Source organism: Bacillus cereus group sp. BfR-BA-01355, assembly GCF_022663675.1.
Taxonomy (GTDB): Bacteria; Bacillota; Bacilli; order Bacillales; family Bacillaceae_G; genus Bacillus_A; species Bacillus_A thuringiensis_S.
This window is the reverse complement of the sequence record NZ_JAKUFY010000019.1, coordinates 14,885-38,624: the sequence shown is the minus strand read 5'-3', so window position 1 is coordinate 38,624 and position 23,740 is coordinate 14,885. Positions and strand designations below refer to the sequence as shown.

Genomic DNA, 23,740 nt, shown 5'->3' with positions numbered 1-23,740 from the left:
TTATATGCATTTACATTTTACTCCGCGCCAAATTGTGGAAAAATTAGATCAATACATCATCGGTCAAAAAGACGCAAAGAAAGCGGTTGCTGTAGCGTTGAGAAATCGATACCGTCGCAGTAAATTAGCTGAAAATTTACGTGATGAAATAGCACCTAAAAACATTTTGATGATTGGACCGACAGGTGTTGGGAAAACAGAGGTAGCACGACGAATGGCGAAACTCGTTGGAGCACCTTTTATTAAGGTTGAGGCTACAAAATTTACAGAAGTTGGATATGTGGGTAGAGATGTAGAGTCGATGGTACGTGACCTTGTGGAAACATCGGTTCGTATTGTAAAAGAAGAAATGGTAGTGAAAGTTCAAGATAAAGCAGAAGAGCAAGCGAATCAACGTCTTGTTGAAATTTTAGTGCCGAGTCCGGAGAAGCAATCTGGATTTAAAAATCCATTAGAGATGCTTTTTGGGGGCGCTCAAAATTCGAGTCAAACGTCTGATACACAAGAAGATGGTGAAATTGAAAAGAAACGTCAAGATGTGGAGAGAAAGCTTGCTGCAGGGCTTCTTGAAGACGAAATTGTATCGATTGAAGTGACTGAGCAACAGTCGTCAATGTTTGATATGTTACAAGGAACTGGCATGGAGCAAATGGGAATGAATTTCCAAGATGCGTTAGGGAGTTTTATGCCGAAAAAAACAAAAAAACGTAAACTTTCTGTAAAAGAAGCAAGAAAACTCTTGACAAATGAAGAGGCACAGCGCTTAATTGATATGGATGAAGTTACACAAGAGGCTGTTTATCGTGCTGAACAGCTCGGGATTATTTTTATCGATGAAATTGACAAAATTGCTGGTAAGCAGTCGAATAGCGTAGATGTATCACGTGAAGGTGTGCAACGTGACATTTTGCCAATTGTAGAAGGGTCGAATGTTGCGACAAAATACGGATCAGTAAAAACGGATTATATTTTATTCGTTGCAGCTGGAGCGTTCCATATGTCTAAACCGTCGGATTTAATTCCGGAATTGCAAGGGAGATTTCCGATTCGAGTAGAATTAACGAAATTATCGACAGACGATTTTGTTAAAATATTAATCGAGCCTGACAATGCGTTAATTAAACAATATATGGCATTATTAGCGACTGAAGGTATAGAAATTGAATTTTCAGACGAAGCTATTCGTAAGATTGCTGAGATTGCTTATCAAGTTAATCAGGATACAGATAATATTGGAGCAAGAAGACTTCATACGATTATGGAGAAGCTCCTTGAAGATTTATCGTTTGAAGCATCTGAAATTACGTTAGAGAAAATAACGATAACCCCTCAATACGTTGAGGAGAAATTAGCAACAATTGCTAAAAATAAAGATGTGAGCCAGTTTATTTTGTAATAGTGTCATCAGGTGACTCGCCCTAGTTTCCAAGTGATGAAAAAATATGTGAGTAACATGTAGGAGGAACTTTTGAAATGGAATTATTAGCAAAAACGAGAAAATTAAATGCGTTATTACAGAGCGCAGCAGGGAAGCCTGTAAACTTTAGAGAAATGTCTGACACAATGTGTGAAGTAATCGAAGCAAACGTATTCGTAGTTAGCCGTCGTGGTAAATTACTAGGTTATGCAATTCACCAACAAATCGAAAACGAACGCATGAAGCAAATGCTTGCAGAACGTCAATTCCCAGAAGAATATACACAAAGCTTATTCAACATTACAGAAACATCTTCAAACTTGGATGTGAACAGTGCTTACACAGCATTCCCAGTAGAAAACAGAGAACTATTTGGTCAAGGTTTAACTACAATCGTACCAATCGTTGGTGGTGGTGAGCGTCTAGGTACATTAGTATTAGCTCGTCTAGGTCAAGAGTTCTTAGATGACGATTTAATCCTTGCTGAGTACAGCTCAACTGTTGTAGGTATGGAAATCTTACGTGAAAAAGCAGAAGAAATCGAAGAGGAAGCACGTAGTAAAGCTGTTGTTCAAATGGCGATCAGCTCATTATCTTACAGTGAGTTAGAAGCAATTGAGCACATCTTCGAAGAATTAAATGGAACAGAAGGTTTACTTGTTGCAAGTAAAATTGCTGATCGCGTAGGAATTACTCGCTCTGTAATCGTAAATGCACTACGTAAATTAGAAAGTGCTGGTGTTATTGAGTCTCGCTCTTTAGGTATGAAAGGAACATACATTAAAGTGCTAAACGACAAGTTTCTACAGGAACTTGCTAAATTAAAAACAAACTAATTTATAAAAAACTCTCCTCGATTGAGGAGAGTTTTTTTGTGCAATGGATTGATGGTGCTTGTGAAAAGTGGCATAAGCGTGTTTTCTGGGAAAACTATTAATTGTATTTTGCTTTTTTGCTTAAAAGAAATGAAGGTTGGTAATACTAGAATTCGAGTATGAACAAAGAAAGTTTTACATTGTTCGCATTTTCGACTTGATTGTAATATTTCAGTATGATATAGTAAGCAGTGGTGTCAGTACAAAGTACACACGTTTACTGATTTAAGTGTTGGTGCTACGTTTGTAGTTTCGCTTAGAGATGAAGTAAACGGAGGATATCAAAAACCATTTAGGAGGAACTATATTATGTCAGTAATTTCTATGAAGCAATTGCTTGAAGCTGGTGTTCATTTCGGACATCAAACTCGTCGTTGGAACCCAAAAATGAAGCGTTACATTTTCACAGAGCGTAACGGTATCTACATCATCGACTTACAAAAAACTGTGAAAAAAGTTGAGGAAGCTTACAGAACGATGCGTGACATCGCTGCTGAAGGTGGAGACATTTTATTCGTAGGTACTAAAAAACAAGCACAAGAAGCTATTAAAGAAGAAGCAACTCGTGCGGGTATGTACTTCGTTAACCAACGTTGGTTAGGTGGAACTTTAACAAACTTCCAAACAATCCAAAAGCGTATCAAGCGTCTTAAAGACATCGAAAGAATGCAAGAAGATGGTACTTTCGAAGTACTACCTAAGAAAGAAGTTGTTCAACTTAAAAAAGAGTTAGAGCGTCTTGAGAAATTCTTAGGCGGTATTAAAGATATGAAAGGTCTTCCAAGTGCATTATTCGTAGTAGACCCTCGTAAAGAGCGTATTGCAGTTGCTGAAGCACGCAAATTACACATTCCAATCATCGGTATCGTTGATACAAACTGTGATCCAGACGAAATCGATCACGTTATCCCAGCAAACGATGATGCAATTCGTGCTGTAAAACTTCTTACATCTAAAATGGCAGACGCGATCCTTGAAGCAAAACAAGGTGAAGAAACTGTTACTGCGTAACAAAGTTGGAAAGGTGATAAGGGGTTCGGCCTTTTATCACCTTTTTTAAGGTATAAACACCTTTATAAAAAGTATAAATACATATTTTAGGAGGATGAAAAGTATGGCAATCACTGCTCAAATGGTAAAAGAATTACGTGAAAAAACTGGCGCAGGTATGATGGACTGCAAAAAAGCTTTAACAGAAACTAACGGCGACATGGAGAAGGCAATTGACTTCTTACGTGAAAAAGGTATTGCGAAAGCTGCTAAAAAAGCAGACCGCATTGCTGCTGAAGGTTTAACTTTCATCGAAACAAACGGTAACGACGCTTTAATCTTAGAATTAAACTCTGAAACTGATTTCGTTGCGAAAAACGAAGGTTTCCAAGCATTAATTAAAGAACTAGCTGCTCACTTATTAGCTAACAAACCTGCTAACGTTGAAGAAGCTATGACTCAAACAATTGAAGGCGGCAAAACAGTAGAAGAGCACATCAACGAAGCAATCGCTAAAATTGGTGAAAAACTTACACTTCGTCGTTTCGAAATCGTATCAAAAACTGATGCAGATGCATTCGGCGCTTACCTACACATGGGTGGACGTATTGGTGTATTAACAGTTCTTGAAGGTTCTACTGATGAAGCAGCTGCTAAAGATGTAGCAATGCACATTGCAGCAGTTAACCCTAAATACATCGACCGCGATGCTGTAACAGCTGAAGAAGTTGAGCATGAGCGTCAAGTATTAACACAACAAGCATTAAACGAAGGCAAGCCTGAAAAAATCGTTGCAAAAATGGTTGAAGGCCGTCTAGGCAAATTCTTCGAAGAGATTTGCTTACTTGACCAAGCATTCGTTAAAAACCCTGATATGAAAGTTCGTCAGTTCGTTGAGTCTAAAGGCGGAACATTAAAAGGATTCGTTCGCTACGCTGTTGGCGAAGGTATCGAAAAACGTGAAGACAACTTTGCTGAAGAAGTAATGAACCAAGTAAAAGGTAGTAACTAATACAGATTAGGGAACACATTGTGTTCCCTTTTTTAAAATAAAGATGTAAGCAATTGGAGGTTCATTATGAGTAAACCGAAATATAATCGTGTCGTTTTAAAGTTAAGTGGAGAAGCTTTAGCTGGAGAGCAAGGATTTGGAATTAATCCAACTGTTATTAAGTCAGTTGCAGAACAAGTAAAAGAAATTGCAGAACTTGATGTAGAGGTTGCTGTTGTTGTTGGTGGCGGTAACATTTGGCGTGGGAAAATTGGAAGTGAAATGGGCATGGATCGTGCAGGAGCAGATTACATGGGCATGTTAGCTACAGTTATGAATTCATTAGCTCTTCAAGATAGCTTGGAGAATATTGGAATCCAAACTCGTGTACAAACTTCAATTGAGATGCGTCAAGTGGCAGAGCCTTACATTCGCCGTAAAGCAGTTCGTCACTTAGAGAAAAAACGTGTTGTTATCTTTGCAGCAGGTACAGGTAATCCATACTTCTCTACAGATACAACAGCAGCATTACGTGCAGCGGAAATCGAAGCAGACGTTATTTTAATGGCGAAAAATAATGTGGATGGCGTATATAGCGCAGATCCATCTATTGACCCAACGGCTACGAAATACGAAACGCTTACTTACTTAGATGTATTAAAAGAAGGTTTAGGTGTAATGGATTCTACAGCTTCTTCTCTATGTATGGATAATGATATTCCATTAATTGTATTCTCAGTTATGGAAAAAGGTAATATTAAACGTGCCGTTTTAGGCGAAAATATTGGAACAGTTGTAAGGGGGAAATAAATATGGGACAACAAGTATTGAAGTCTTCAAATGAAAAAATGGAAAAAGCAGTTGCTGCTTATTCTCGTGAATTAGCAACAGTTCGCGCTGGTCGTGCAAGCTCGTCTGTATTAGATAAGGTACAAGTTGATTACTATGGTGCACCAACACCAGTTGTGCAATTAGCGAACATTACAGTTCCAGAAGCACGTTTACTTGTAATTCAACCTTATGATAAAACTTCTATCGGTGATATCGAAAAAGCAATTTTAAAAGCAGATTTAGGCTTAAACCCTTCTAATGATGGAACTGTAATTCGTATTGCATTCCCTGCATTAACAGAAGAGCGTCGTCGTGATCTTGTTAAAGTTGTGAAAAAATATGCTGAAGAAGCAAAAGTTGCTGTTCGTAACGTACGTCGTGACGGAAATGATGATCTTAAGAAGCTTGAAAAAGCTGGCGAGATTACAGAAGATGATTTAAGAGGATATACTGAAGATATCCAAAAAGAAACAGATAAATATATTGCAAAAGTTGACGAAATCGCAAAAAACAAAGAAAAAGAAATCATGGAAGTGTAATAGCGATAACTTCGCAAATATGACCCTCTTCTTAAGGGGGTCTTTTTACACTTTTAGGCATACGTCTGCTTGTTGGAGGGTATGAATGATGTTTAAAAACTTTCCTTTTTTTAAAGGTAAAAAGGACACATCGTTTGATCATCTCGTTGAAGAAGTGAAAAAAGGATATATCCCAGAACATATTGCCATCATTATGGATGGGAATGGAAGATGGGCAAAGAGGAGAGCAATGCCTCGTATTGCGGGACATCATGAAGGTATGCAAGTTGTAAAGAAAATTACAAAATTTGCAAGTAAACTTAATGTGAAAGTGTTAACTCTCTATGCTTTTTCAACTGAGAACTGGAAAAGACCGAAAAAGGAAGTTGATTATTTAATGAAGCTTCCAGAAGAATTTCTAGGTACATTTTTACCAGAATTGATTGAAGAAAACGTACAAGTCCGAGTAATAGGGCAAAAAGATCGTCTTCCTACGCATACACGCAGAGCGATGGAGAAAGCCATGGAAGATACGAAAGAGAATACGGGATTAATTCTTAATTTCGCGTTAAACTATGGAAGTCGAGATGAAATCGTTTCTGCTGTGCAACATATGATGAAAGATAAAGAGGAAGGAAAAATTCGTTCTGAAGAGGTAAGTGAAGAAATGCTTTCTTCCTACTTAATGACGAGTTCTTTACCTGATCCAGAGTTGTTAATCCGAACAAGCGGAGAGCTACGTATTAGTAATTTCATGTTATGGCAAATTGCGTATTCGGAGTTTTGGTTTACAGACGTGTATTGGCCAGACTTCAAAGAAGAACATTTGCTAAATGCAATTACTGACTTTCAACATAGAGGGCGCAGATTCGGAGGCGTGTAGAAAGAGAGGGTTTGGTAGTGAAACAGAGAATTATTACTGGAGTGGTTGCTGCCGCGCTATTCATTCCCATCGTAATATACGGTGGCGTGCCTTTTACGGTTTTAGTGTATGCACTTGCTTCTATAGGTTTATATGAATTAATTCGTATGAATAAGCTTACGCTTATTTCAGTACCGACAGTTTTAGCTGCAGTATTATTGTGGATTCTTTTAATTCCAAGTAGTGCATCAGAACTGTTTACATGGATTGGATTAGGTAAATTGGAAATCACATTTGTGATTGTTTTATTACTTTTATCATATACAGTCCTTTCTAAGAATACATTTACTTTTGATAATGCTTCATTTTTACTGATGGCAACGACATATGTGGCAATGGGATTCTTATATTTAAATGAAACGAGAATATTAGGAATTAAATATGTGTTTTGCGCATTATTTATTATATGGGCTACTGATTCAGGCGCATATTTCGTAGGAAAAGCATTAGGCAAGAGAAAATTGTGGCCAGAAATTAGTCCAAATAAAACGATTGAAGGTTCATTAGGCGGCATCGTTTGCGGAATTATCGTGGCACTTGTTTACAACGCGTTCTTCCCAGTTGAATCGAATGTAGTAATTTTAATTGTGCTGACAATTATCATTTCTATTTTTGGACAAATTGGTGATTTAGTACAATCTGCTTTTAAACGTCATTATGGCGTAAAGGATTCAGGTACAATTTTACCTGGACATGGTGGTATATTAGATCGAACAGATAGTTGGTTATTCGTTTTACCAATTCTCTACTTCTTATTACAATACAATTAATAAATGAACGAGGGGTTGGAGTCATGAAAAACATTAGTTTATTAGGTGCGAGCGGATCAATTGGTACACAAACTTTAGATGTATTACGCTCGCACCCAGACCAATTCCGTCTCGTTGCTTTTTCTGTAGGGAAAAATATTGACTACGCAGTAAAGGTAATTCAAGAATTTTCTCCGCAAATCGTCTCTGTGCAAAGAGAGGAAGATGTTTTAAAATTACAAGCTGTTTCTGGTAATACAAAAATTGTATATGGTAGTGAAGGGCTTTTAGAAGTAGCATTACATCCAGATGCGGAGATTGTAGTAAATGCTGTTGTAGGTAGCGTAGGGTTGTTACCAACACTTCGTGCAATTGAGGCGAAAAAAACAATTGGAATTGCAAATAAAGAAACGTTAGTAACTGCAGGACATCTTGTAATGGAAGCAGCACGAAAACATAATGTTTCGTTACTTCCAGTAGATAGTGAACATTCAGCTATTTTTCAATGCTTGAATGGTGAAAATGAGAAAAGAATTTCTCGTCTTATTATAACGGCTTCTGGTGGAAGTTTCCGTGATAAAACGAGGGATGAATTGCATCATGTGACCGTAGAAGATGCGCTTCGACATCCAAACTGGTCAATGGGTTCGAAAATTACAATTGATTCTGCTACAATGATGAATAAGGGACTAGAAGTAATTGAAGCACATTGGCTTTTTGGTATCCCTTACGAGCAAATCGATGTTGTTTTACATAAAGAAAGTATTATCCATTCTATGGTTGAATTTGAAGATCGTAGTGTAATGGCGCAGCTTGGTTCACCTGATATGCGAGTACCAATTCAATACGCACTTACATATCCTGATAGATTGCCTCTTTCAGACACAAAACAGTTAAACTTATGGGAAATAGGGACGTTGCATTTTGAGAAAATGGACCAAGAAAGATTCCGTTGTCTACGTTTTGCGTATGAAGCTGGAAAAGCAGGTGGAAGTATGCCAGCTGTAATGAACGCAGCGAATGAAGTAGCTGTTGAAGCCTTTTTACAAAAGAGAATTGGTTTCTTAACAGTAGAAGACCTCATTGAAAAAGCAATGAACCATCACAATGTCATTGCACGTCCGAGCTTAGAGGAAATTCTGGAAATTGATGCAGCCACAAGACGGTTTGTGATGGAACAAATTTAGCAAAGGTGGTTATGGAATTGAATACAGCGATTGCCTTTATATTAATTTTCGGTGCACTCGTATTTTTCCATGAGCTAGGACATCTATATTTCGCAAAAAGAGCAGGTATTTTATGCCGCGAGTTTGCGATTGGTTTTGGTCCGAAAATATTCTCATTTGAAAAGAATGAAACGGTGTATACGATTCGATTACTGCCCCTTGGTGGCTATGTAAGAATGGCTGGCGAGGATGCGGACACAGTTGAGTTAAAGCCTGGGAAAAAGGTTGGCCTTGTATTAAATGAAAAAGACGAAGTTGTGAAATTAGTTTTTGATGGATATGAAAAGTATCCAAATGTTCGTGTCATTGAAGTCGAACAAGCTGATTTGGAGCACAATCTAACAATTTCGGGCTATGAGGAGTACGAGGAAGAGCTTCAAACGTTCCGAGTGAATGAAAAAGCTCGTATTATTACTGCGGGGGAAGAAATTCAAATTGCTCCGTATAATAGACAATTTGGTTCAAAAAAATTAGGGCAACGCGCTTTAACAATCTTTGCGGGTCCTGCAATGAACTTCATTTTAGCATTTGTTATTTTTGTGATTCTTGGATTTGTACAAGGGGTTCCTATTGACAAACCAATGGTCGGAAAAGTGATGGATAATAGTGCAGCACAGCAAGCTGGATTGAAAGAGAATGATACAATTCAAGCGATTGATGGAAAAAACACAAGTACATGGAAAGATGTTGTTGACATTGTACGTGAAAATCCGGATAAAGAAATTACGTTACAAGTAAAGCGTGATAATGAACAGTTTAATGTGAAAGTAACGCCAACACTCGATAAAGAAGGAAAAGACGAAGTTGGTAGAATTGGTGTTTATTCCCCTGTAGAGAAAACAGTAATGGGTTCTATTAAATCAGGATTTGAACAAACATACCAATGGACGAAACTAATTTTTGAATCTCTTGTGAAATTAGTAACTGGTCAATTTTCTATTAATGAGTTGTCAGGTCCAGTAGGAATTTATAATCTAACAGATCAAGTTGTAGATTATGGATTTACGCGTGTACTAAGTTTAGCGGCAGTTTTAAGTATTAATCTTGGTTTATTCAATTTATTACCAGTTCCTGCTTTAGACGGTGGCCGTTTATTCTTCTTCTTAATTGAGGCGTTACGAGGAAAACCAATTGACCGTCAAAAAGAAGGAATGGTTCACTTTATTGGTTTTGCATTATTAATGTTATTAATGTTAGTTGTAACATGGAATGACATTCGTAAGTTTTTCTTGTAAAATAGAATGAAACTTATAATGAAATAGAGCCCGTAGAATAAAATCCCTCACCTAATTCGAGGTGAGGGGTTTTACTGCGTGTAAGAGTAAAATGAAGAGGTGCAAATAAATGAAACAAAGTATGGTATTCAGTCCTACATTACGTGAAGTTCCAGCTGATGCTGAAATTAAGAGTCATCAATTATTACTTCGCGCAGGTTTTATGCGTCAAAATGCTTCTGGTATTTATAGTTTTCTACCATTTGGGTTAAAAGTATTACACAAAGTAGAACGTATCGTTCGAGAAGAAATGGAGCGCGCAGGAGCTGTGGAATTATTGATGCCAGCTATGCAAGCTGCAGAATTATGGCAAGAATCAGGTCGTTGGTATTCTTACGGATCTGAATTAATGCGTATGAAAGATCGTAACGCTCGTGAGTTTGCTTTAGGAGCGACGCATGAAGAAGTAATTACTGATCTTGTACGTGATGAAATAAAATCATATAAAAAATTACCGTTAACATTATATCAAATTCAAACGAAATTCCGCGATGAACAAAGACCTCGTTTCGGTTTATTACGTGGAAGAGAGTTTCTAATGAAAGATGCATACTCTTTCCATGCTACACAAGAGAGCTTAGATGAAGTATACGATCGCTTATACAAAGCATATTCTAACATTTTTGCTCGTTGTGGTTTGAACTTCCGTGCAGTTATTGCTGATTCTGGAGCAATGGGCGGAAAAGATACACATGAATTCATGGTATTATCTGATGTTGGTGAAGATACAATTGCATACTCTGATACATCTGATTATGCAGCGAACATTGAAATGGCTCCTGTTGTAGCTACGTATACGAAGAGTGACGAAGCGGAAATGGCACTTGAAAAGGTTGCAACGCCAGATCAAAAAGCGATTGAAGAAGTATCTGCATTCTTAAACATTGAAGCTGACAAGTGTATTAAGTCTATGGTATTTAAAGTAGATGAGAAATTAGTAGTTGTACTTGTTCGTGGTGATCACGAAGTAAACGATGTAAAAGTGAAAAATGTATACGGCGCTTCAGTTGTTGAGCTTGCTTCTCATGAGGAAGTAAAAGAATTATTAAATTGTGAAGTTGGTTCATTAGGACCGATTGGTGTAACAGGTGATATCGAAATTATCGCTGACCATGCTGTAGCATCAATTGTCAATGGATGTTCAGGAGCGAACGAAGAAGGATTCCATTATGTAAATGTAAATCCAGAACGTGACTTTAAAGTAAGTCAGTATACAGATTTACGCTTTATTCAAGAAGGAGACCAATCTCCAGACGGAAACGGAACAATTCTTTTTGCACGTGGAATTGAAGTTGGTCATGTATTCAAATTAGGAACTCGTTATAGTGAAGCAATGAACGCAACATTCCTAGATGAAAATGGGAAAACACAACCACTTATTATGGGTTGTTACGGTATCGGTGTATCTCGTACAGTGGCAGCAATTGCAGAGCAGTTTAATGATGAGAACGGCTTAGTTTGGCCGAAAGCTGTAGCACCGTTCCATGTGCATGTAATTCCAGTAAATATGAAATCTGATGCACAACGTGAAATGGGTGAAAACATCTACAACTCATTACAAGAAAAAGGCTATGAAGTGTTATTAGACGATCGTGCAGAACGTGCAGGTGTTAAATTTGCAGATGCAGATTTATTCGGCCTTCCAGTTCGCGTTACAATTGGTAAAAAAGCAGACGAAGGTATTGTAGAAGTGAAAGTACGTGCTACAGGTGAGTCTGAAGAAGTAAAAGTAGAAGAACTTCAAACATATATTGCAAATATTTTAAAATAAGAAGAGGTACCTCGTAATGGGGTACCTTCTCTTTCTTTGTAAACGTATTTTGTAAAAGAAGAAGTGAGAAATCTTTCTTTGTAGTACGTTTCAATTTATAATAGCAAATGGAAGGAGAGTGCTTATGTCTTTAACAAATGAACAACAAGAGCGATTTCAAATTTTGCTCCAGCAGTTGCAAATACCAGACGACCTTATAAATCAATATTTACAAGGCGGTGGTATTGAAAGGCTCGTTATTGATAAAGCGAATAAAAGTTGGCATTTTGATTTACAAGTGCCACGTATTTTGCCTACAGAATTATATGAATTGCTAGAAACAAAGCTTAAGCAATCATTTTCTCATATTGCAAGAACAACATTTGCATTAGAAACAGAGAATAAACAATTTACAGAAGAAGAAGTGAGGGCGTATTGGCCGCTTTGTACGGAACGAATTACATTTTCACCTATGTTTGCTTACTTAAAGAAACAGCTTCCGCAGGTGAATGGAGTGAAGTTGCTAATAAATGTGAATAATGAGCTGGAGTCTACTGCTTTAAAGAAAAACGTTGCGAAACCAGTAGGGGATCAATACGAAGCTTTTGGATTTCCACGTTTCCAGTTAGACACACATATACAGCAAAATGCAGAAGAAATGCAAAAGTTTCGTGAGCAAACGCAGCAAGAAGACCGCGAGCGTGTTATACAAGCTATGGAAGAAATGGCGAAGAAGCAAGCTGAAGAAAGTAGCGTTGTGTATGAAGGACCGATTACACTCGGGTATCTTATTAAGCCAGATGAAGAGATTACACCGATGCGAGAAATTCAAGATGAAGAAAGAAGAAAAACGGTTCAAGGATATGTCTTCCATGTAGAGACAAAAGAGCTTCGTAGTGGACGTACGTTATTAACTTTAAAAATAACGGATTATACGGATTCTATTATGATCAAAATGTTCTCGCGTGACAAAGAAGATATTCCAATGCTGCAATCCTTGAAAAAAGGAATGTGGGTGAAAGCCCGTGGTTCAGTTCAAAACGATACATTTGTTCGAGATTTAGTAATGATTGCGAATGATATTAATGAAATAACAGGTCCGTCTCGTAAAGATAAAGCGCCAGAAGGCGAAAAGCGTGTAGAACTTCATCTTCACACTCCCATGAGCCAAATGGATGCTGTTACTCCTGTTTCTAGGCTTGTTGCCCAAGCTGGTAAATGGGGACATGAAGCTATTGCGGTTACAGACCATGCTGTGGCTCAGTCGTTCCCGGAGGCATATTCTGCGGGGAAAAAGGCTGGAGTTAAAGTTATATACGGTGTAGAAGCGAATTTAGTTAATGATGGTGTACCGATAGCGTATAACGAAGCGCATCGTTTACTTGCGGAGGAAACGTATGTTGTTTTCGACGTTGAGACGACAGGTTTATCAGCTGTATACGATACAGTCATTGAGTTGGCTGCCGTAAAAGTAAAGGGTGGCGAAATCATTGATCGTTTTGAATCTTTTGCAAACCCACATCAACCATTATCAGCGACGATTATTGAATTAACAGGTATTACAGATGATATGTTAACTGATGCACCAGAAGTGGACGAAGTGTTTAAAAAGTTTGAGGAATGGATGGGTGACCATACACTTGTTGCCCATAACGCAAGCTTCGATATGGGATTTATTAACGTAGGTTTTAAAAAGGCTGGGTTAGAAAAAACGAATAACCCTGTTATTGATACGTTAGAACTTGCACGATTCTTATTCCCAGAAATGAAAAATCACCGATTAAATACGATGTGTAAAAAACTTGATATTGAATTAACGCAACATCACCGTGCGATTTATGATACAGAAGCGACGGGATATTTACTTGTGAAAATGTTGAAAGACGTAATTGAAAAGGGATTTGAATATCACGATCAATTAAATGATAGCATGGGGCAAGGGGATGCGTATAAGCGTGGCCGTCCAAGCCATCTGACGTTACTTGCCACATCAGATGTTGGATTGAAAAATTTATATAAACTTGTTTCATATTCTCACCTTAATTACTTTTACCGTGTACCACGAGTACCGAGGTCACTATTAAAAAAATATCGTGAAGGAATTTTAGTAGGAACGGCTTGTGATAAAGGTGAAGTGTTTGAGGCAATGATGCAAAAAGCTCCTGAAGAGGTAGAAGAAATTGCACAGTTTTATGATTACATTGAAGTAATGCCTCCAGAGGTGTTGCGTCATTTAGTAGAGCGTGAACTCGTTCGAGATGAGGGACAATTAAAAACAATTATCTCTAACTTAGTAAAACTAGGCGAGACGTTAGATAAACCAGTTGTTGCTACAGGGAACGTGCATTACTTAGATCCAGAAGATGCAATGTATCGTAAAATTTTAGTCAGTTCGCAGGGCGGAGCCAATCCGTTAAATCGACATTCATTACCGCCAGTACATTTCCGTACAACTGATGAAATGCTAGAGTGCTTTTCATTTTTAGGTGAAGACAAAGCGAAAGAAGTTGTTGTGACGAATACACAAAAGGTTGCGTCATTAATTGGTGATGTTCGTCCAGTAAAAGATGATCTATATACACCGAAAATTGAGGGTGCCGATGATGAAACACGTGATATGAGTTATAAAATGGCACGCAGTATATATGGTGAAGAACTACCAGAAATTGTAGAGGCTCGTTTAGAAAAAGAATTGAAAAGTATTATTGGACATGGATTTGCCGTTATCTATTTAATCTCACATAAGCTTGTGAAAAAGTCGTTAGTCGACGGATATCTAGTAGGTTCGCGTGGTTCGGTAGGTTCGTCGTTCGTTGCAACGATGATGGAAATTACAGAAGTAAACCCATTACCACCACACTATGTCTGTCCAAAGTGCAAGCAATCTGAATTCTTTAATGATGGTTCCGTAGGCTCTGGTTTCGACTTACCAGATAAAGATTGTCCGACATGTAATGTGGCATATGTGAAAGATGGACATGATATTCCATTCGAAACGTTCCTTGGATTTAAAGGAGATAAGGTACCCGATATCGATTTGAACTTCTCCGGGGAATACCAACCACGTGCCCATAACTATACGAAAGTACTGTTCGGTGAAGACTATGTATACCGTGCTGGAACGATTGGTACAGTTGCGGAAAAAACCGCTTATGGATATGTAAAAGGTTATGCAAATGATCACAATTTAACAATTCGAAATGCAGAGATTGATCGCTTAGTAGCGGGATGTACAGGGGTAAAACGTACAACTGGACAGCATCCAGGTGGTATTATCGTTGTGCCAGATTACATGGATATCTTTGATTTCTCACCAATACAGTTTCCTGCTGATTCAATTGGTGCTGAGTGGAGAACAACGCATTTTGACTTCCACTCGATTCATGATAATTTATTGAAACTTGATATACTGGGACACGATGATCCGACCGTTATTCGTATGTTACAAGATCTAAGTGGTATTGATCCGAAAACAATCCCAACGGATGATCCAGAAGTAATGAAAATTTTCTCTGGTCCAGAAACGTTAGGGGTAACGGAAGAACAAATTAACTGTAAAACAGGTACACTTGGTATCCCGGAATTCGGTACGAAGTTCGTAAGACAGATGTTAGAAGAGACAAAACCAACGACATTCTCAGAATTGGTCCAAATTTCTGGGCTGTCACATGGTACTGACGTATGGCTTGGTAATGCAAATGAGTTAATTTATAACGGTACATGTACGCTGAGTGAAGTTATCGGTTGTCGTGATGACATCATGGTATATTTAATCTATCAAGGTTTAGATCCATCATTAGCCTTCAAAATCATGGAGTCGGTTCGTAAAGGTAAAGGTGTACCAGAAGAATGGGAAGATGACATGAAAGGTAATAATGTGCCAGGTTGGTATATTGATTCATGTAAGAAGATTAAATACATGTTCCCTAAAGCCCATGCGGCTGCTTACGTACTTATGGCTGTGCGTATCGCATACTTTAAAGTACATTTTGCACTTTTATTCTATGCGGCATATTTTACAGTCCGTGCAGATGATTTTGATGTAGAGGCGATGGCGAAAGGTTCAGCATCCATACGTGTAAAAATTGATGAAATTGCTCAAAAAGGATTGGATGCAGCGCCGAAAGAGAAGAGTTTATTAACAGTACTAGAAATGACACTGGAAATGTGTGAGCGTGGATATTCATTCCAAAAGGTCGATTTATACCGCTCGCATGCAACTGAGTTTATTATTGATGGGGATACTTTAATTCCTCCATTTAATGCAGTGCCTGGTCTTGGTACGAACGCAGCCTTAAGTATTGTGGAAGCGCGCAAAAATGGAGACTTCTTATCAAAAGAAGACTTACAGCAGCGAAGTAAGGTTTCGAAAACAATTATTGAGTATTTAGATAGCCAAGGTTGTTTAGGAGATTTGCCAGATCAAAACCAATTATCACTGTTCTAATAGGTAGGAAAAGTCTTTGCAAATCAATATTTGCTATGGTATACTATAAACCGAGATAACCATGTCATGTATATTTTGTGAAAAAGAGAGTGGGGAAACCCACTCTTTCGTGTTACTATCTACATTTTATTCATGTAGATAGTAAAGACATTTCTGTCGTATATACATATTTTGTTACAAGTTTTACTTCTTAAATTTGGTAATACTAAGACAGATATTCCCTGCTTAACGGCAGGGGCTTTTGTTAGCTAACGAGAAAGAATAAGATAGACCGTCTTTGTGAACGGGATCTTTTCTTGTAAATGGTACATGGCGGCAGGAAGGAGGCTGTTTATGGATAAGAAAGTCACAGAAGTTGTAGAAGCATTTGCGCAGCCAATCGTTGAAGAGTTAAATCTTGAACTTGTAGATGTAGAGTATGTGAAAGAAGGACAAGACTGGTTCTTACGCGTATTCATCGATTCTGAAAAGGGAGTCGACATTGAAGAATGCGGTGCGGTAAGTGAACGTTTAAGCGAAGCTTTAGATAAAGAGGATCCAATTCCTCACCTTTACTTTTTGGATGTATCATCTCCTGGAGCAGAACGCCCATTAAAGAAAGAGAAAGACTTCCAGCAAGCGGTAGGAAAACAAGTGGCAATTAAAACATATGAGCCAATTGATGGCGAAAAGATGTTTGAAGGAAAGTTACTTTCCTACGACGGTACTACAATTACACTACTATTAACAATTAAAACACGTAAAAAAGAAATCCAAATTCCAATGGATAAAGTTGCAAATGCGCGACTTGCTGTTACGTTTTAGTAAGAAGGGGGATCTTCATGAGCACTGAGTTGTTAGATGCTTTGCTCGTATTAGAGTCAGAAAAAGGTATTAGTAAAGATATTATTATTGATGCGATTGAAGCAGCATTAATCTCTGCTTATAAACGCAATTTTAACCAAGCACAAAACGTTCGTGTGAGCTTTAACCCAGAAGTGGGAACAATTCAAGTTTTAGCACGTAAGGACGTTGTTGATAATGTGTTTGATCCACGTCTTGAAATCTCTGTAGAAGAGGCAAGACAAATTAATCCAAACTACCAAGATGGCGACGTACTAGAAATTGAAGTAACGCCAAAAGATTTTGGTCGTATTGCAGCGCAAACTGCAAAACAAGTTGTAACACAACGAGTTCGTGAAGCAGAACGTGGTGTTATTTACTCAGAATTTAGTGATCGTGAAGAAGACATTATGGTTGGTATTGTACAACGCCAAGATGCTCGTTTCATCTACGTAAGCTTAGGCAAAGTAGAAGCTTTATTACCTGTAAGTGAGCAAATGCCAAATGAGCAATATAAGCCACATGATCGTATTCGCGTATTTATTACAAAAGTAGAAAAGACAACAAAAGGACCACAAATTTACGTATCACGTACACATCCTGGTCTTTTAAAACGTTTATTCGAAATGGAAGTTCCAGAAATTTATGATGGAACTGTAGAAATTCGCTCTGTAGCGCGCGAAGCAGGAGATCGTTCTAAAATCTCTGTGCATGCAGAAAACATTGATGTTGATCCAGTTGGTTCTTGCGTAGGACCGAAAGGACAACGTGTACAACGTGTTGTAGATGAACTAAAAGGTGAAAAGATTGACATCGTTCGCTGGTCAAATGACCCAGTTGAATATGTTGCAAATGCTTTAAGCCCATCACAAGTTGTTAAAGTACTTGTAGATGAAGATGAAAAAGCAACAACTGTTGTTGTTCCAGACCACCAGCTATCGTTAGCTATCGGTAAGCGTGGACAAAATGCACGTCTTGCAGCTAAATTAACAGGCTGGAAAATTGATATTAAAAGTGAGTCTGATGCGAAACAACTTGGAATTGTTACAGAAGAAGATAGCGTAATCGCATTCGGATTCGATTCAGTTGAAGACGAAATCCAATAGAGGTGATGAGTATGAGCAATCGAAAAGTTCCGTTACGAAAATGTATTGCGACGCAAGAGATGAAATCAAAACGAGAGCTGGTTCGCATTGTTCGTTCCAAAGAGGGCGAAGTGTCTATTGATTTATCTGGAAAAAAATCAGGACGAGGTGCATATTTGTCAAAAGATAAAGAATGCATTATACAAGCCCAAAAGAAAAACATTTTGGAACATCATCTAAAAGCGAAAATCGACAGTTCTCTGTACGAAGAGCTTCTTGAGCTTGTTGAGAAGGAGTCGAAATAAGTGTCCGATTGGAAATCGTTTTTAGGACTAGCAAATCGCGCTCGAAAAATCATTTCGGGTGAAGAACTCGTTTTAAAAGAAGTACGAAGTGGTAAAGCAAAGCTCGTATTGCTTTCTGAAGATGCGTCAGCGAACACTACTAAACGTATCACTGATAAAACGACGTACTACAACGTACCAATGAAAAAAGTCGAAAATCGACAACAATTAGGGCATGCGATTGGGAGAGACGAGCGAGTCGTTGTAGCTGTGTTAGATGAAGGCTTTGCGAAAAAGCTACGTAGCATGCTCGATACAAATTACCGGGGGTGAAGGTATGAGTAAAATTCGAGTACATGAATATGCAAAAAAAAATAATATCTCAAGTAAAGATCTTATGACAAAACTTAAAGAGATGAATATCGAGGTTTCGAATCATATGACAATGTTAGAAGACGAAGTAGTAAATAAATTAGATAATGAATATAACACTGGAGCGGAAAAACCTTCTGTTGCAGATGAGTTTGAAGTAGAAGAGAAAGTTGTTCGCAGTAAAAAGAACAGCAATAAGAAAAAGAAAAAAGGCAAAGGAAATGAAGACAAACGTCAAGATAACTTTGCTGGAAGACAACAAACACAAATAGTAGAAACACCAGATAAAATTACTTTCTCTGGAAGCCTTACAGTAGGTGAACTTGCTAAAAAGTTAAGCAAAGAGCCATCTGAAATTATTAAAAAGCTCTTCATGCTAGGAATTATGGCGACAATTAACCAAGATTTAGATAAAGATACAATTGAGTTAATCGCTACTGATTACGGTATTGAAGTAGAAGAAGAAATAGTGGTAAGTGAAACTGAGTTTGAAACATTCATGGATGAGCAAGATGATGAAGAAAACTTAAAAGAGCGTCCAGCTGTTGTTACGATTATGGGACACGTTGACCATGGTAAAACAACATTACTTGACTCTATTCGTAATTCAAAAGTAACTGCTGGCGAAGCTGGTGGAATTACTCAGCATATTGGTGCATACCAAGTTGAAGTAAATGATAAGAAAATTACATTCTTAGATACGCCTGGTCACGCGGCATTTACAACAATGCGTGCTCGTGGTGCGCAAGTAACTGATATTACAATCCTTGTTGTTGCAGCTGATGACGGTGTTATGCCACAAACAGTTGAAGCGATTAGCCATGCAAAAGCAGCTGGAGTACCAATTATTGTTGCTGTGAATAAAATGGATAAACCAGCGGCGAATCCTGATCGTGTAATGCAAGAATTAACAGAATATGAATTAGTTCCAGAAGCTTGGGGCGGAGACACAATTTTCGTACCAATTTCTGCAATTCAAGGCGAAGGCATTGACAACTTGCTAGAGATGATCCTTCTTGTAAGTGAAGTAGAAGAATATAAAGCAAACCCAAATCGTTATGCAACAGGTACTGTAATTGAAGCACAGCTTGATAAAGGTAAAGGAACTATCGCGACATTATTAGTTCAAAACGGTACGCTTCGAGTTGGAGATCCAATTGTTGTTGGAACTTCATTCGGACGTGTTCGTGCAATGGTAAGTGATATTGGTCGTCGTGTAAAAGTTGCTGGTCCATCAACTCCTGTTGAAATTACAGGTTTAAATGAAGTACCACAGGCTGGAGATCGTTTCATGGCATTCGCTGATGAGAAGAAAGCTCGTCAAATCGGTGAATCACGTGCACAAGAAGCGTTAGTTGCACAACGTGGTGAGAAATCTAAATTAAGCCTTGAAGATTTATTCCAACAAATCCAAGAGAGCGATGTAAAAGAAATCAACTTAATCGTAAAAGCAGACGTACAAGGTTCTGTTGAAGCGATGGCAGCATCACTTCGTAAAATTGATGTTGAAGGCGTAAAAGTTAAAATCATTCACACTGGTGTAGGTGCGATTACAGAATCTGATATTATTTTAGCTTCTGCATCTAATGCAATTGTAATTGGATTTAACGTACGTCCGGATGTGAACGCGAAGCGTACAGCTGAATTAGAGAACGTTGATGTTCGCTTACACCGCATTATCTACAAAGTAATCGAAGAAATTGAATTAGCAATGCAAGGTATGCTTGATCCAGAATTCGAAGAAAAAGTAATCGGTCAAGCGGAAGTTCGTCAAACATTCAAGGTAACAAAAGTTGGAACAATTGCAGGTTGTTACGTAATTGACGGTAAAATTACACGCGATAGTGGCGTTCGTATTATCCGCGATGGTATAGTAATTTTCGAAGGACAACTTGATACGTTAAAACGTTTCAAAGACGACGTAAAAGAAGTTGCACAAAACTATGAGTGTGGTATTACAATTGAGAGATATAATGACCTTAAAGAAGGGGACATCATTGAAGCATACGTTATGGAAGAAGTGAAGCGATGATTGTCGCTTCACTCTCATTCGAGTGTATGATTTACGATGTACATTCTTTAAAAGAGAAACGGGCAATTTTGCAACGAGTGCTAACTCGTGTGAAACAGCGCTATAATGTAGCTGTTTCTGAAGTTGGGCATCAAGATGTATGGCAACGTACAGAAATTGCGATTGTTTCCGTATCCTCAAATCGTGTTATCTGTGAAAAAGAAATGAATCGTGTACTGGAGTACATCGATTCATTTCCTGAAATTGAACGTACGATAACACAATTGGAATGGTATTGAATGAGGTGAAGAGTTATGAAATTACGTGCAAACCGTGTAGGCGAGCAAATGAAAAAAGAATTAGGCGACATCATTAGTCGTAAAATTAAAGACCCACGTATCGGATTTGTTACAGTAACAGATGTACAAGTGAGTGGTGATTTACAAATTGCCAAAGTATATATTTCTGTTTTAGGTGACGAAGAACAGAAAGAAAATACGTTAAAAGGTTTAGCGAAGGCAAAAGGCTTTATTCGTTCAGAAATTGGCCAACGTATTCGTCTTCGTAAAACACCGGAAATTACCTTTGAGTTTGATGAGTCTATCGGATATGGTCATCGAATTGATACACTTTTACATGAAATTAATAAAGACGGTAAACGTGAAGAATAATGGATAGACATTTGTCTATCCATTTTTTCAATGCAAAATAAGTTTTGGATATTTACTACGAAAGAATTATGATGAGGTGAACATATATGGAAGGTGTAGTATTATTACATAAGCCAAAAGGCATGACATCACATGATTGTGTATTTAAATTAAGAAAGGTATTGAGAGAAAAGAGAATTGGTCATACGGGAACATTAGACCCAGATGTAACAGGAGTATTACCAATTTGCGTCGGAAGAGCAACAAAAATTGCACAATTTTTAACAAGTGAAACGAAAACATATGAAGGTGAAGTAACATTAGGATTTTCAACGACAACTGAAGATGCTTCTGGTGAGGTTGTTGAAACGAAAAATGTCGATCGTGCTATTACTCGTAAGGAAATAGAAAAAGTTCTTGCTGAATTAACAGGCACGATTGAACAAATGCCACCAATGTTCTCGGCTGTAAAAGTAAACGGGAAAAAATTATACGAATATGCAAGAGCAGGACAAGATGTGGAACGTCCAGTTCGTACAATTACGATTCATGAGTTCGTATTACTTGATGATCGTGAAGTTTTTGAAGGAGAAAATATTTCATTCCGTTTCCGTGTAACGTGTAGTAAAGGAACATATGTAAGAACGTTAGCGGTAATGATCGGGGAGAAACTTGGTTTCCCATCACATATGTCTCACCTTGTAAGAACGGCATCTGGTGAATTTTTATTAGAAGATTGCATATCATTTGAAGAAATTGAAGAAAACGTGCAAAATGGAACAGTAGAGTCTATCTTCATTTCAATTGATGAAGCATTAAGTAAGTTTCCAAAAATGGTTGTAGATGAAAAGCAAGCAGAGAAAATTAAGAATGGTATGTTCTTAAAGAATGAATTAGAAATAACGGCACCATTTATTACAGTGTTTGATAAAAATGATCGGTGCTTAGCAATTTATGAACATCATCCGAAACATCCTGGCATGTTAAAGCCGATGAAAGTACTTGTGAATAATCAAGAACTAAAGCTATAATGAATTATTGGAAGGATTATTACAGAAAAAGGTGAATTCAAGCGTGAAACTTATTCATTTAACTCATCCACATGAACAAAATAAATTAGAATTACCACCTACTGTAATGGCATTAGGATTTTTTGATGGCATTCATTTAGGACATCAATGTGTAATTCGAACTGCGAAAAAAATAGCGGACGACAGAGGATATAAAAGTGCAGTTATGACATTTCATCCTCACCCATCTGTTGTTTTAGGGAAAAAGGATGCGCATGTGGAGTATATTACACCAATGCGTGATAAAGAAAAAATAGTCGAAAGCTTAGGAATCGATATATTATATGTAATTAAATTTGATGAATCATTTGCAGGGTTATTACCGCAACAATTTGTAGATGATTATATTATTGGTTTAAATGTAAAGCATGTAGTAGCAGGGTTTGATTATTCATATGGACGTTTAGGAAAAGGAAAGATGGAGACTTTACCATTTCATGCAAGAGGGGAGTTTACACAGACTGTGATTGAAAAAGTTGAATTTCAAGAAGAGAAAGTAAGTTCTACAGCATTACGAAAGTTAATTCGAAATGGCGAAATGGAACAAATTCCATCTATTTTAGGTAGAGCCTATACTGTAGCGGGAACAGTTATACACGGCGACAAACGTGGGCGTCAAATTGGTTTTCCAACAGCTAATGTAGGTTTAAGTGATGAGTATTTATTGCCACCTGTAGGTGTTTATGCAGTGAGATTAAAAGTTCACGATGAATGGTACGATGGTGTATGTAATATTGGATATAAACCGACTTTTAAAGAAGATGAGCGTCAATTATCAATTGAAGTGCACTTATTTGAATTTAACAAAGATATATACAACCAAAATGTTACAGTAGAGTGGCATATGCGTATAAGAGAAGAGAAGAAATTCAATGGCATTGATGAGTTAGTTGAACAAATCGCAAAAGATAAGAAAACAGCACAAGAATATTTTGCGAGCGAAAAGAATATACTTGCTTTTTCAAATGAAAAGTAGTATTCTATGTTATGTACTTTATGACAACCATTGCTTGGCATTGCGACTCACCGACGCTTGCTAGGTAATTGGGGGTTTAATTAATAGGAGGTGAAATAGGATGGCTTTAACACAAGAGCGTAAAAACGAAATCATTGCACAATTTAGAACTCATGAGACTGATACTGGTTCTCCAGAGGTTCAAATTGCTGTCCTAACGGAGCAAATTAACACTCTAAACGAGCACTTACGTACTCACAAGAAAGATCATCATTCACGTCGTGGTCTATTAAAGATGGTTGGTAAACGTCGTAACTTACTAACTTACCTTCGTAATAGCGATATCACACGTTACCGTGAATTAATCACAAAGCTTGGCTTACGTCGATAGTCAAAGAAGCGGGAATATTCCCGCTTTTTTGTTAGGTAAAAATATATCTTCTACGCTTTATAGCTTACTTAATTTTAGGCAATACTAGAGGTAGAATATTGTGATATACT

Annotated in this window: 22 protein-coding genes; all 22 read left to right on the top strand. The window is 37.7% G+C overall.

The window, feature by feature from the left end:
• Window positions 1-4 precede the first annotated feature (4 nt).
• The gene (gene hslU / locus MR167_RS08950; RefSeq protein WP_000550084.1) at window positions 5-1,396 is read left to right on the top strand and encodes an ATP-dependent protease ATPase subunit HslU; all 1,392 of its coding nucleotides are present in this window, start codon (window positions 5-7) and stop codon (window positions 1,394-1,396) included.
• A gap of 77 nt (window positions 1,397-1,473) precedes the next feature.
• Window positions 1,474-2,253 carry a GTP-sensing pleiotropic transcriptional regulator CodY gene (gene codY / locus MR167_RS08945; protein WP_000421290.1) on the top strand — a complete coding sequence of 260 codons (780 nt, stop codon included), beginning with the start codon at window positions 1,474-1,476 and terminating at the stop codon, window positions 2,251-2,253.
• A gap of 348 nt (window positions 2,254-2,601) precedes the next feature.
• On the top strand, window positions 2,602-3,303 hold the full coding sequence (gene rpsB, locus MR167_RS08940; protein WP_000111485.1) for a 30S ribosomal protein S2: 702 nt from the start codon (window positions 2,602-2,604) through the stop codon (window positions 3,301-3,303).
• A gap of 103 nt (window positions 3,304-3,406) precedes the next feature.
• Entirely contained in the window at window positions 3,407-4,294 is an 888-nt protein-coding gene (gene tsf / locus MR167_RS08935; protein ID WP_001018576.1) for a translation elongation factor Ts, read from the top strand.
• 66 nt (window positions 4,295-4,360) lie between these two features.
• Window positions 4,361-5,083, top strand: a complete 723-nt coding sequence (gene pyrH, locus MR167_RS08930) for a UMP kinase (protein WP_000042669.1) — start codon at window positions 4,361-4,363, stop codon at window positions 5,081-5,083.
• Window positions 5,084-5,085: 2 nt separating this feature from the next.
• Window positions 5,086-5,643, top strand: a complete 558-nt coding sequence (frr, locus tag MR167_RS08925) for a ribosome recycling factor (protein WP_000531505.1) — start codon at window positions 5,086-5,088, stop codon at window positions 5,641-5,643.
• An 85-nt stretch (window positions 5,644-5,728) separates the two neighbouring features.
• Window positions 5,729-6,505, top strand: a complete 777-nt coding sequence (gene uppS, locus MR167_RS08920; RefSeq protein WP_242314408.1) for an isoprenyl transferase — start codon at window positions 5,729-5,731, stop codon at window positions 6,503-6,505.
• Window positions 6,506-6,522: 17 nt separating this feature from the next.
• Window positions 6,523-7,314 carry a phosphatidate cytidylyltransferase gene (cdsA, locus tag MR167_RS08915; protein WP_000813589.1) on the top strand — a complete coding sequence of 264 codons (792 nt, stop codon included), beginning with the start codon at window positions 6,523-6,525 and terminating at the stop codon, window positions 7,312-7,314.
• A 23-nt stretch (window positions 7,315-7,337) separates the two neighbouring features.
• On the top strand, window positions 7,338-8,480 hold the full coding sequence (gene dxr / locus MR167_RS08910; RefSeq protein ID WP_000790358.1) for a 1-deoxy-D-xylulose-5-phosphate reductoisomerase: 1,143 nt from the start codon (window positions 7,338-7,340) through the stop codon (window positions 8,478-8,480).
• Window positions 8,481-8,497: 17 nt separating this feature from the next.
• Window positions 8,498-9,754 (top strand): RIP metalloprotease RseP, encoded by a 1,257-nt coding sequence (rseP, locus tag MR167_RS08905; protein WP_001090241.1) that lies wholly within the window; start codon window positions 8,498-8,500, stop codon window positions 9,752-9,754.
• 109 nt (window positions 9,755-9,863) lie between these two features.
• Complete coding sequence (locus tag MR167_RS08900; RefSeq protein ID WP_106081598.1) at window positions 9,864-11,564, top strand: proline--tRNA ligase; 1,701 nt, start codon at window positions 9,864-9,866, stop codon at window positions 11,562-11,564.
• Between the two features lie 124 nt (window positions 11,565-11,688).
• A complete protein-coding gene (locus tag MR167_RS08895) occupies window positions 11,689-15,990 on the top strand; it encodes a PolC-type DNA polymerase III (RefSeq protein WP_000059996.1) in 4,302 nt (1,433 codons plus the stop codon).
• Window positions 15,991-16,323: 333 nt separating this feature from the next.
• On the top strand, window positions 16,324-16,794 hold the full coding sequence (gene rimP / locus MR167_RS08890; protein ID WP_000359095.1) for a ribosome maturation factor RimP: 471 nt from the start codon (window positions 16,324-16,326) through the stop codon (window positions 16,792-16,794).
• Window positions 16,795-16,811: 17 nt separating this feature from the next.
• The gene (gene nusA, locus MR167_RS08885) at window positions 16,812-17,918 is read left to right on the top strand and encodes a transcription termination factor NusA (protein WP_000102599.1); all 1,107 of its coding nucleotides are present in this window, start codon (window positions 16,812-16,814) and stop codon (window positions 17,916-17,918) included.
• 11 nt (window positions 17,919-17,929) lie between these two features.
• Window positions 17,930-18,202, top strand: coding sequence for an RNase P modulator RnpM (gene rnpM / locus MR167_RS08880; protein ID WP_000071123.1), 273 nt, complete (start codon window positions 17,930-17,932; stop codon window positions 18,200-18,202).
• Window positions 18,203-18,514, top strand: coding sequence for a YlxQ family RNA-binding protein (locus MR167_RS08875; protein WP_001286522.1), 312 nt, complete (start codon window positions 18,203-18,205; stop codon window positions 18,512-18,514).
• A 4-nt stretch (window positions 18,515-18,518) separates the two neighbouring features.
• Window positions 18,519-20,585: a translation initiation factor IF-2 gene (gene infB, locus MR167_RS08870; protein WP_000036346.1), complete on the top strand. Its 2,067-nt coding sequence runs from the start codon at window positions 18,519-18,521 to the stop codon at window positions 20,583-20,585.
• Complete coding sequence (locus tag MR167_RS08865; protein WP_000634349.1) at window positions 20,582-20,863, top strand: DUF503 domain-containing protein; 282 nt, start codon at window positions 20,582-20,584, stop codon at window positions 20,861-20,863. The genes infB and MR167_RS08865 overlap by 4 nt, the downstream gene beginning before the upstream one ends.
• Window positions 20,864-20,878: 15 nt before the next feature.
• On the top strand, window positions 20,879-21,235 hold the full coding sequence (rbfA, locus tag MR167_RS08860; protein ID WP_000776437.1) for a 30S ribosome-binding factor RbfA: 357 nt from the start codon (window positions 20,879-20,881) through the stop codon (window positions 21,233-21,235).
• 86 nt (window positions 21,236-21,321) lie between these two features.
• Entirely contained in the window at window positions 21,322-22,245 is a 924-nt protein-coding gene (gene truB, locus MR167_RS08855; RefSeq protein ID WP_000399365.1) for a tRNA pseudouridine(55) synthase TruB, read from the top strand.
• 43 nt (window positions 22,246-22,288) lie between these two features.
• Window positions 22,289-23,260: a bifunctional riboflavin kinase/FAD synthetase gene (gene ribF / locus MR167_RS08850; RefSeq protein ID WP_063675623.1), complete on the top strand. Its 972-nt coding sequence runs from the start codon at window positions 22,289-22,291 to the stop codon at window positions 23,258-23,260.
• Window positions 23,261-23,360: 100 nt separating this feature from the next.
• The gene (gene rpsO, locus MR167_RS08845; RefSeq protein WP_001229392.1) at window positions 23,361-23,630 is read left to right on the top strand and encodes a 30S ribosomal protein S15; all 270 of its coding nucleotides are present in this window, start codon (window positions 23,361-23,363) and stop codon (window positions 23,628-23,630) included.
• Window positions 23,631-23,740: the final 110 nt, after the last annotated feature.

Coding starts and splice junctions, on each gene's coding strand:
- rbfA (WP_000776437.1), top strand. CDS start 20,879: ATGAAATTACGTGCAAACCGTGTAGGCGAGCAAATGAAAAAAGAATTA.
- rnpM (WP_000071123.1), top strand. CDS start 17,930: ATGAGCAATCGAAAAGTTCCGTTACGAAAATGTATTGCGACGCAAGAG.
- infB (WP_000036346.1), top strand. CDS start 18,519: ATGAGTAAAATTCGAGTACATGAATATGCAAAAAAAAATAATATCTCA.
- MR167_RS08895 (WP_000059996.1), top strand. CDS start 11,689: ATGTCTTTAACAAATGAACAACAAGAGCGATTTCAAATTTTGCTCCAG.
- codY (WP_000421290.1), top strand. CDS start 1,474: ATGGAATTATTAGCAAAAACGAGAAAATTAAATGCGTTATTACAGAGC.
- dxr (WP_000790358.1), top strand. CDS start 7,338: ATGAAAAACATTAGTTTATTAGGTGCGAGCGGATCAATTGGTACACAA.
- truB (WP_000399365.1), top strand. CDS start 21,322: ATGGAAGGTGTAGTATTATTACATAAGCCAAAAGGCATGACATCACAT.
- MR167_RS08900 (WP_106081598.1), top strand. CDS start 9,864: ATGAAACAAAGTATGGTATTCAGTCCTACATTACGTGAAGTTCCAGCT.
- tsf (WP_001018576.1), top strand. CDS start 3,407: ATGGCAATCACTGCTCAAATGGTAAAAGAATTACGTGAAAAAACTGGC.
- rpsB (WP_000111485.1), top strand. CDS start 2,602: ATGTCAGTAATTTCTATGAAGCAATTGCTTGAAGCTGGTGTTCATTTC.
- pyrH (WP_000042669.1), top strand. CDS start 4,361: ATGAGTAAACCGAAATATAATCGTGTCGTTTTAAAGTTAAGTGGAGAA.
- MR167_RS08865 (WP_000634349.1), top strand. CDS start 20,582: ATGATTGTCGCTTCACTCTCATTCGAGTGTATGATTTACGATGTACAT.
- frr (WP_000531505.1), top strand. CDS start 5,086: ATGGGACAACAAGTATTGAAGTCTTCAAATGAAAAAATGGAAAAAGCA.
- uppS (WP_242314408.1), top strand. CDS start 5,729: ATGATGTTTAAAAACTTTCCTTTTTTTAAAGGTAAAAAGGACACATCG.
- hslU (WP_000550084.1), top strand. CDS start 5: ATGCATTTACATTTTACTCCGCGCCAAATTGTGGAAAAATTAGATCAA.
- rpsO (WP_001229392.1), top strand. CDS start 23,361: ATGGCTTTAACACAAGAGCGTAAAAACGAAATCATTGCACAATTTAGA.
- rimP (WP_000359095.1), top strand. CDS start 16,324: ATGGATAAGAAAGTCACAGAAGTTGTAGAAGCATTTGCGCAGCCAATC.
- nusA (WP_000102599.1), top strand. CDS start 16,812: ATGAGCACTGAGTTGTTAGATGCTTTGCTCGTATTAGAGTCAGAAAAA.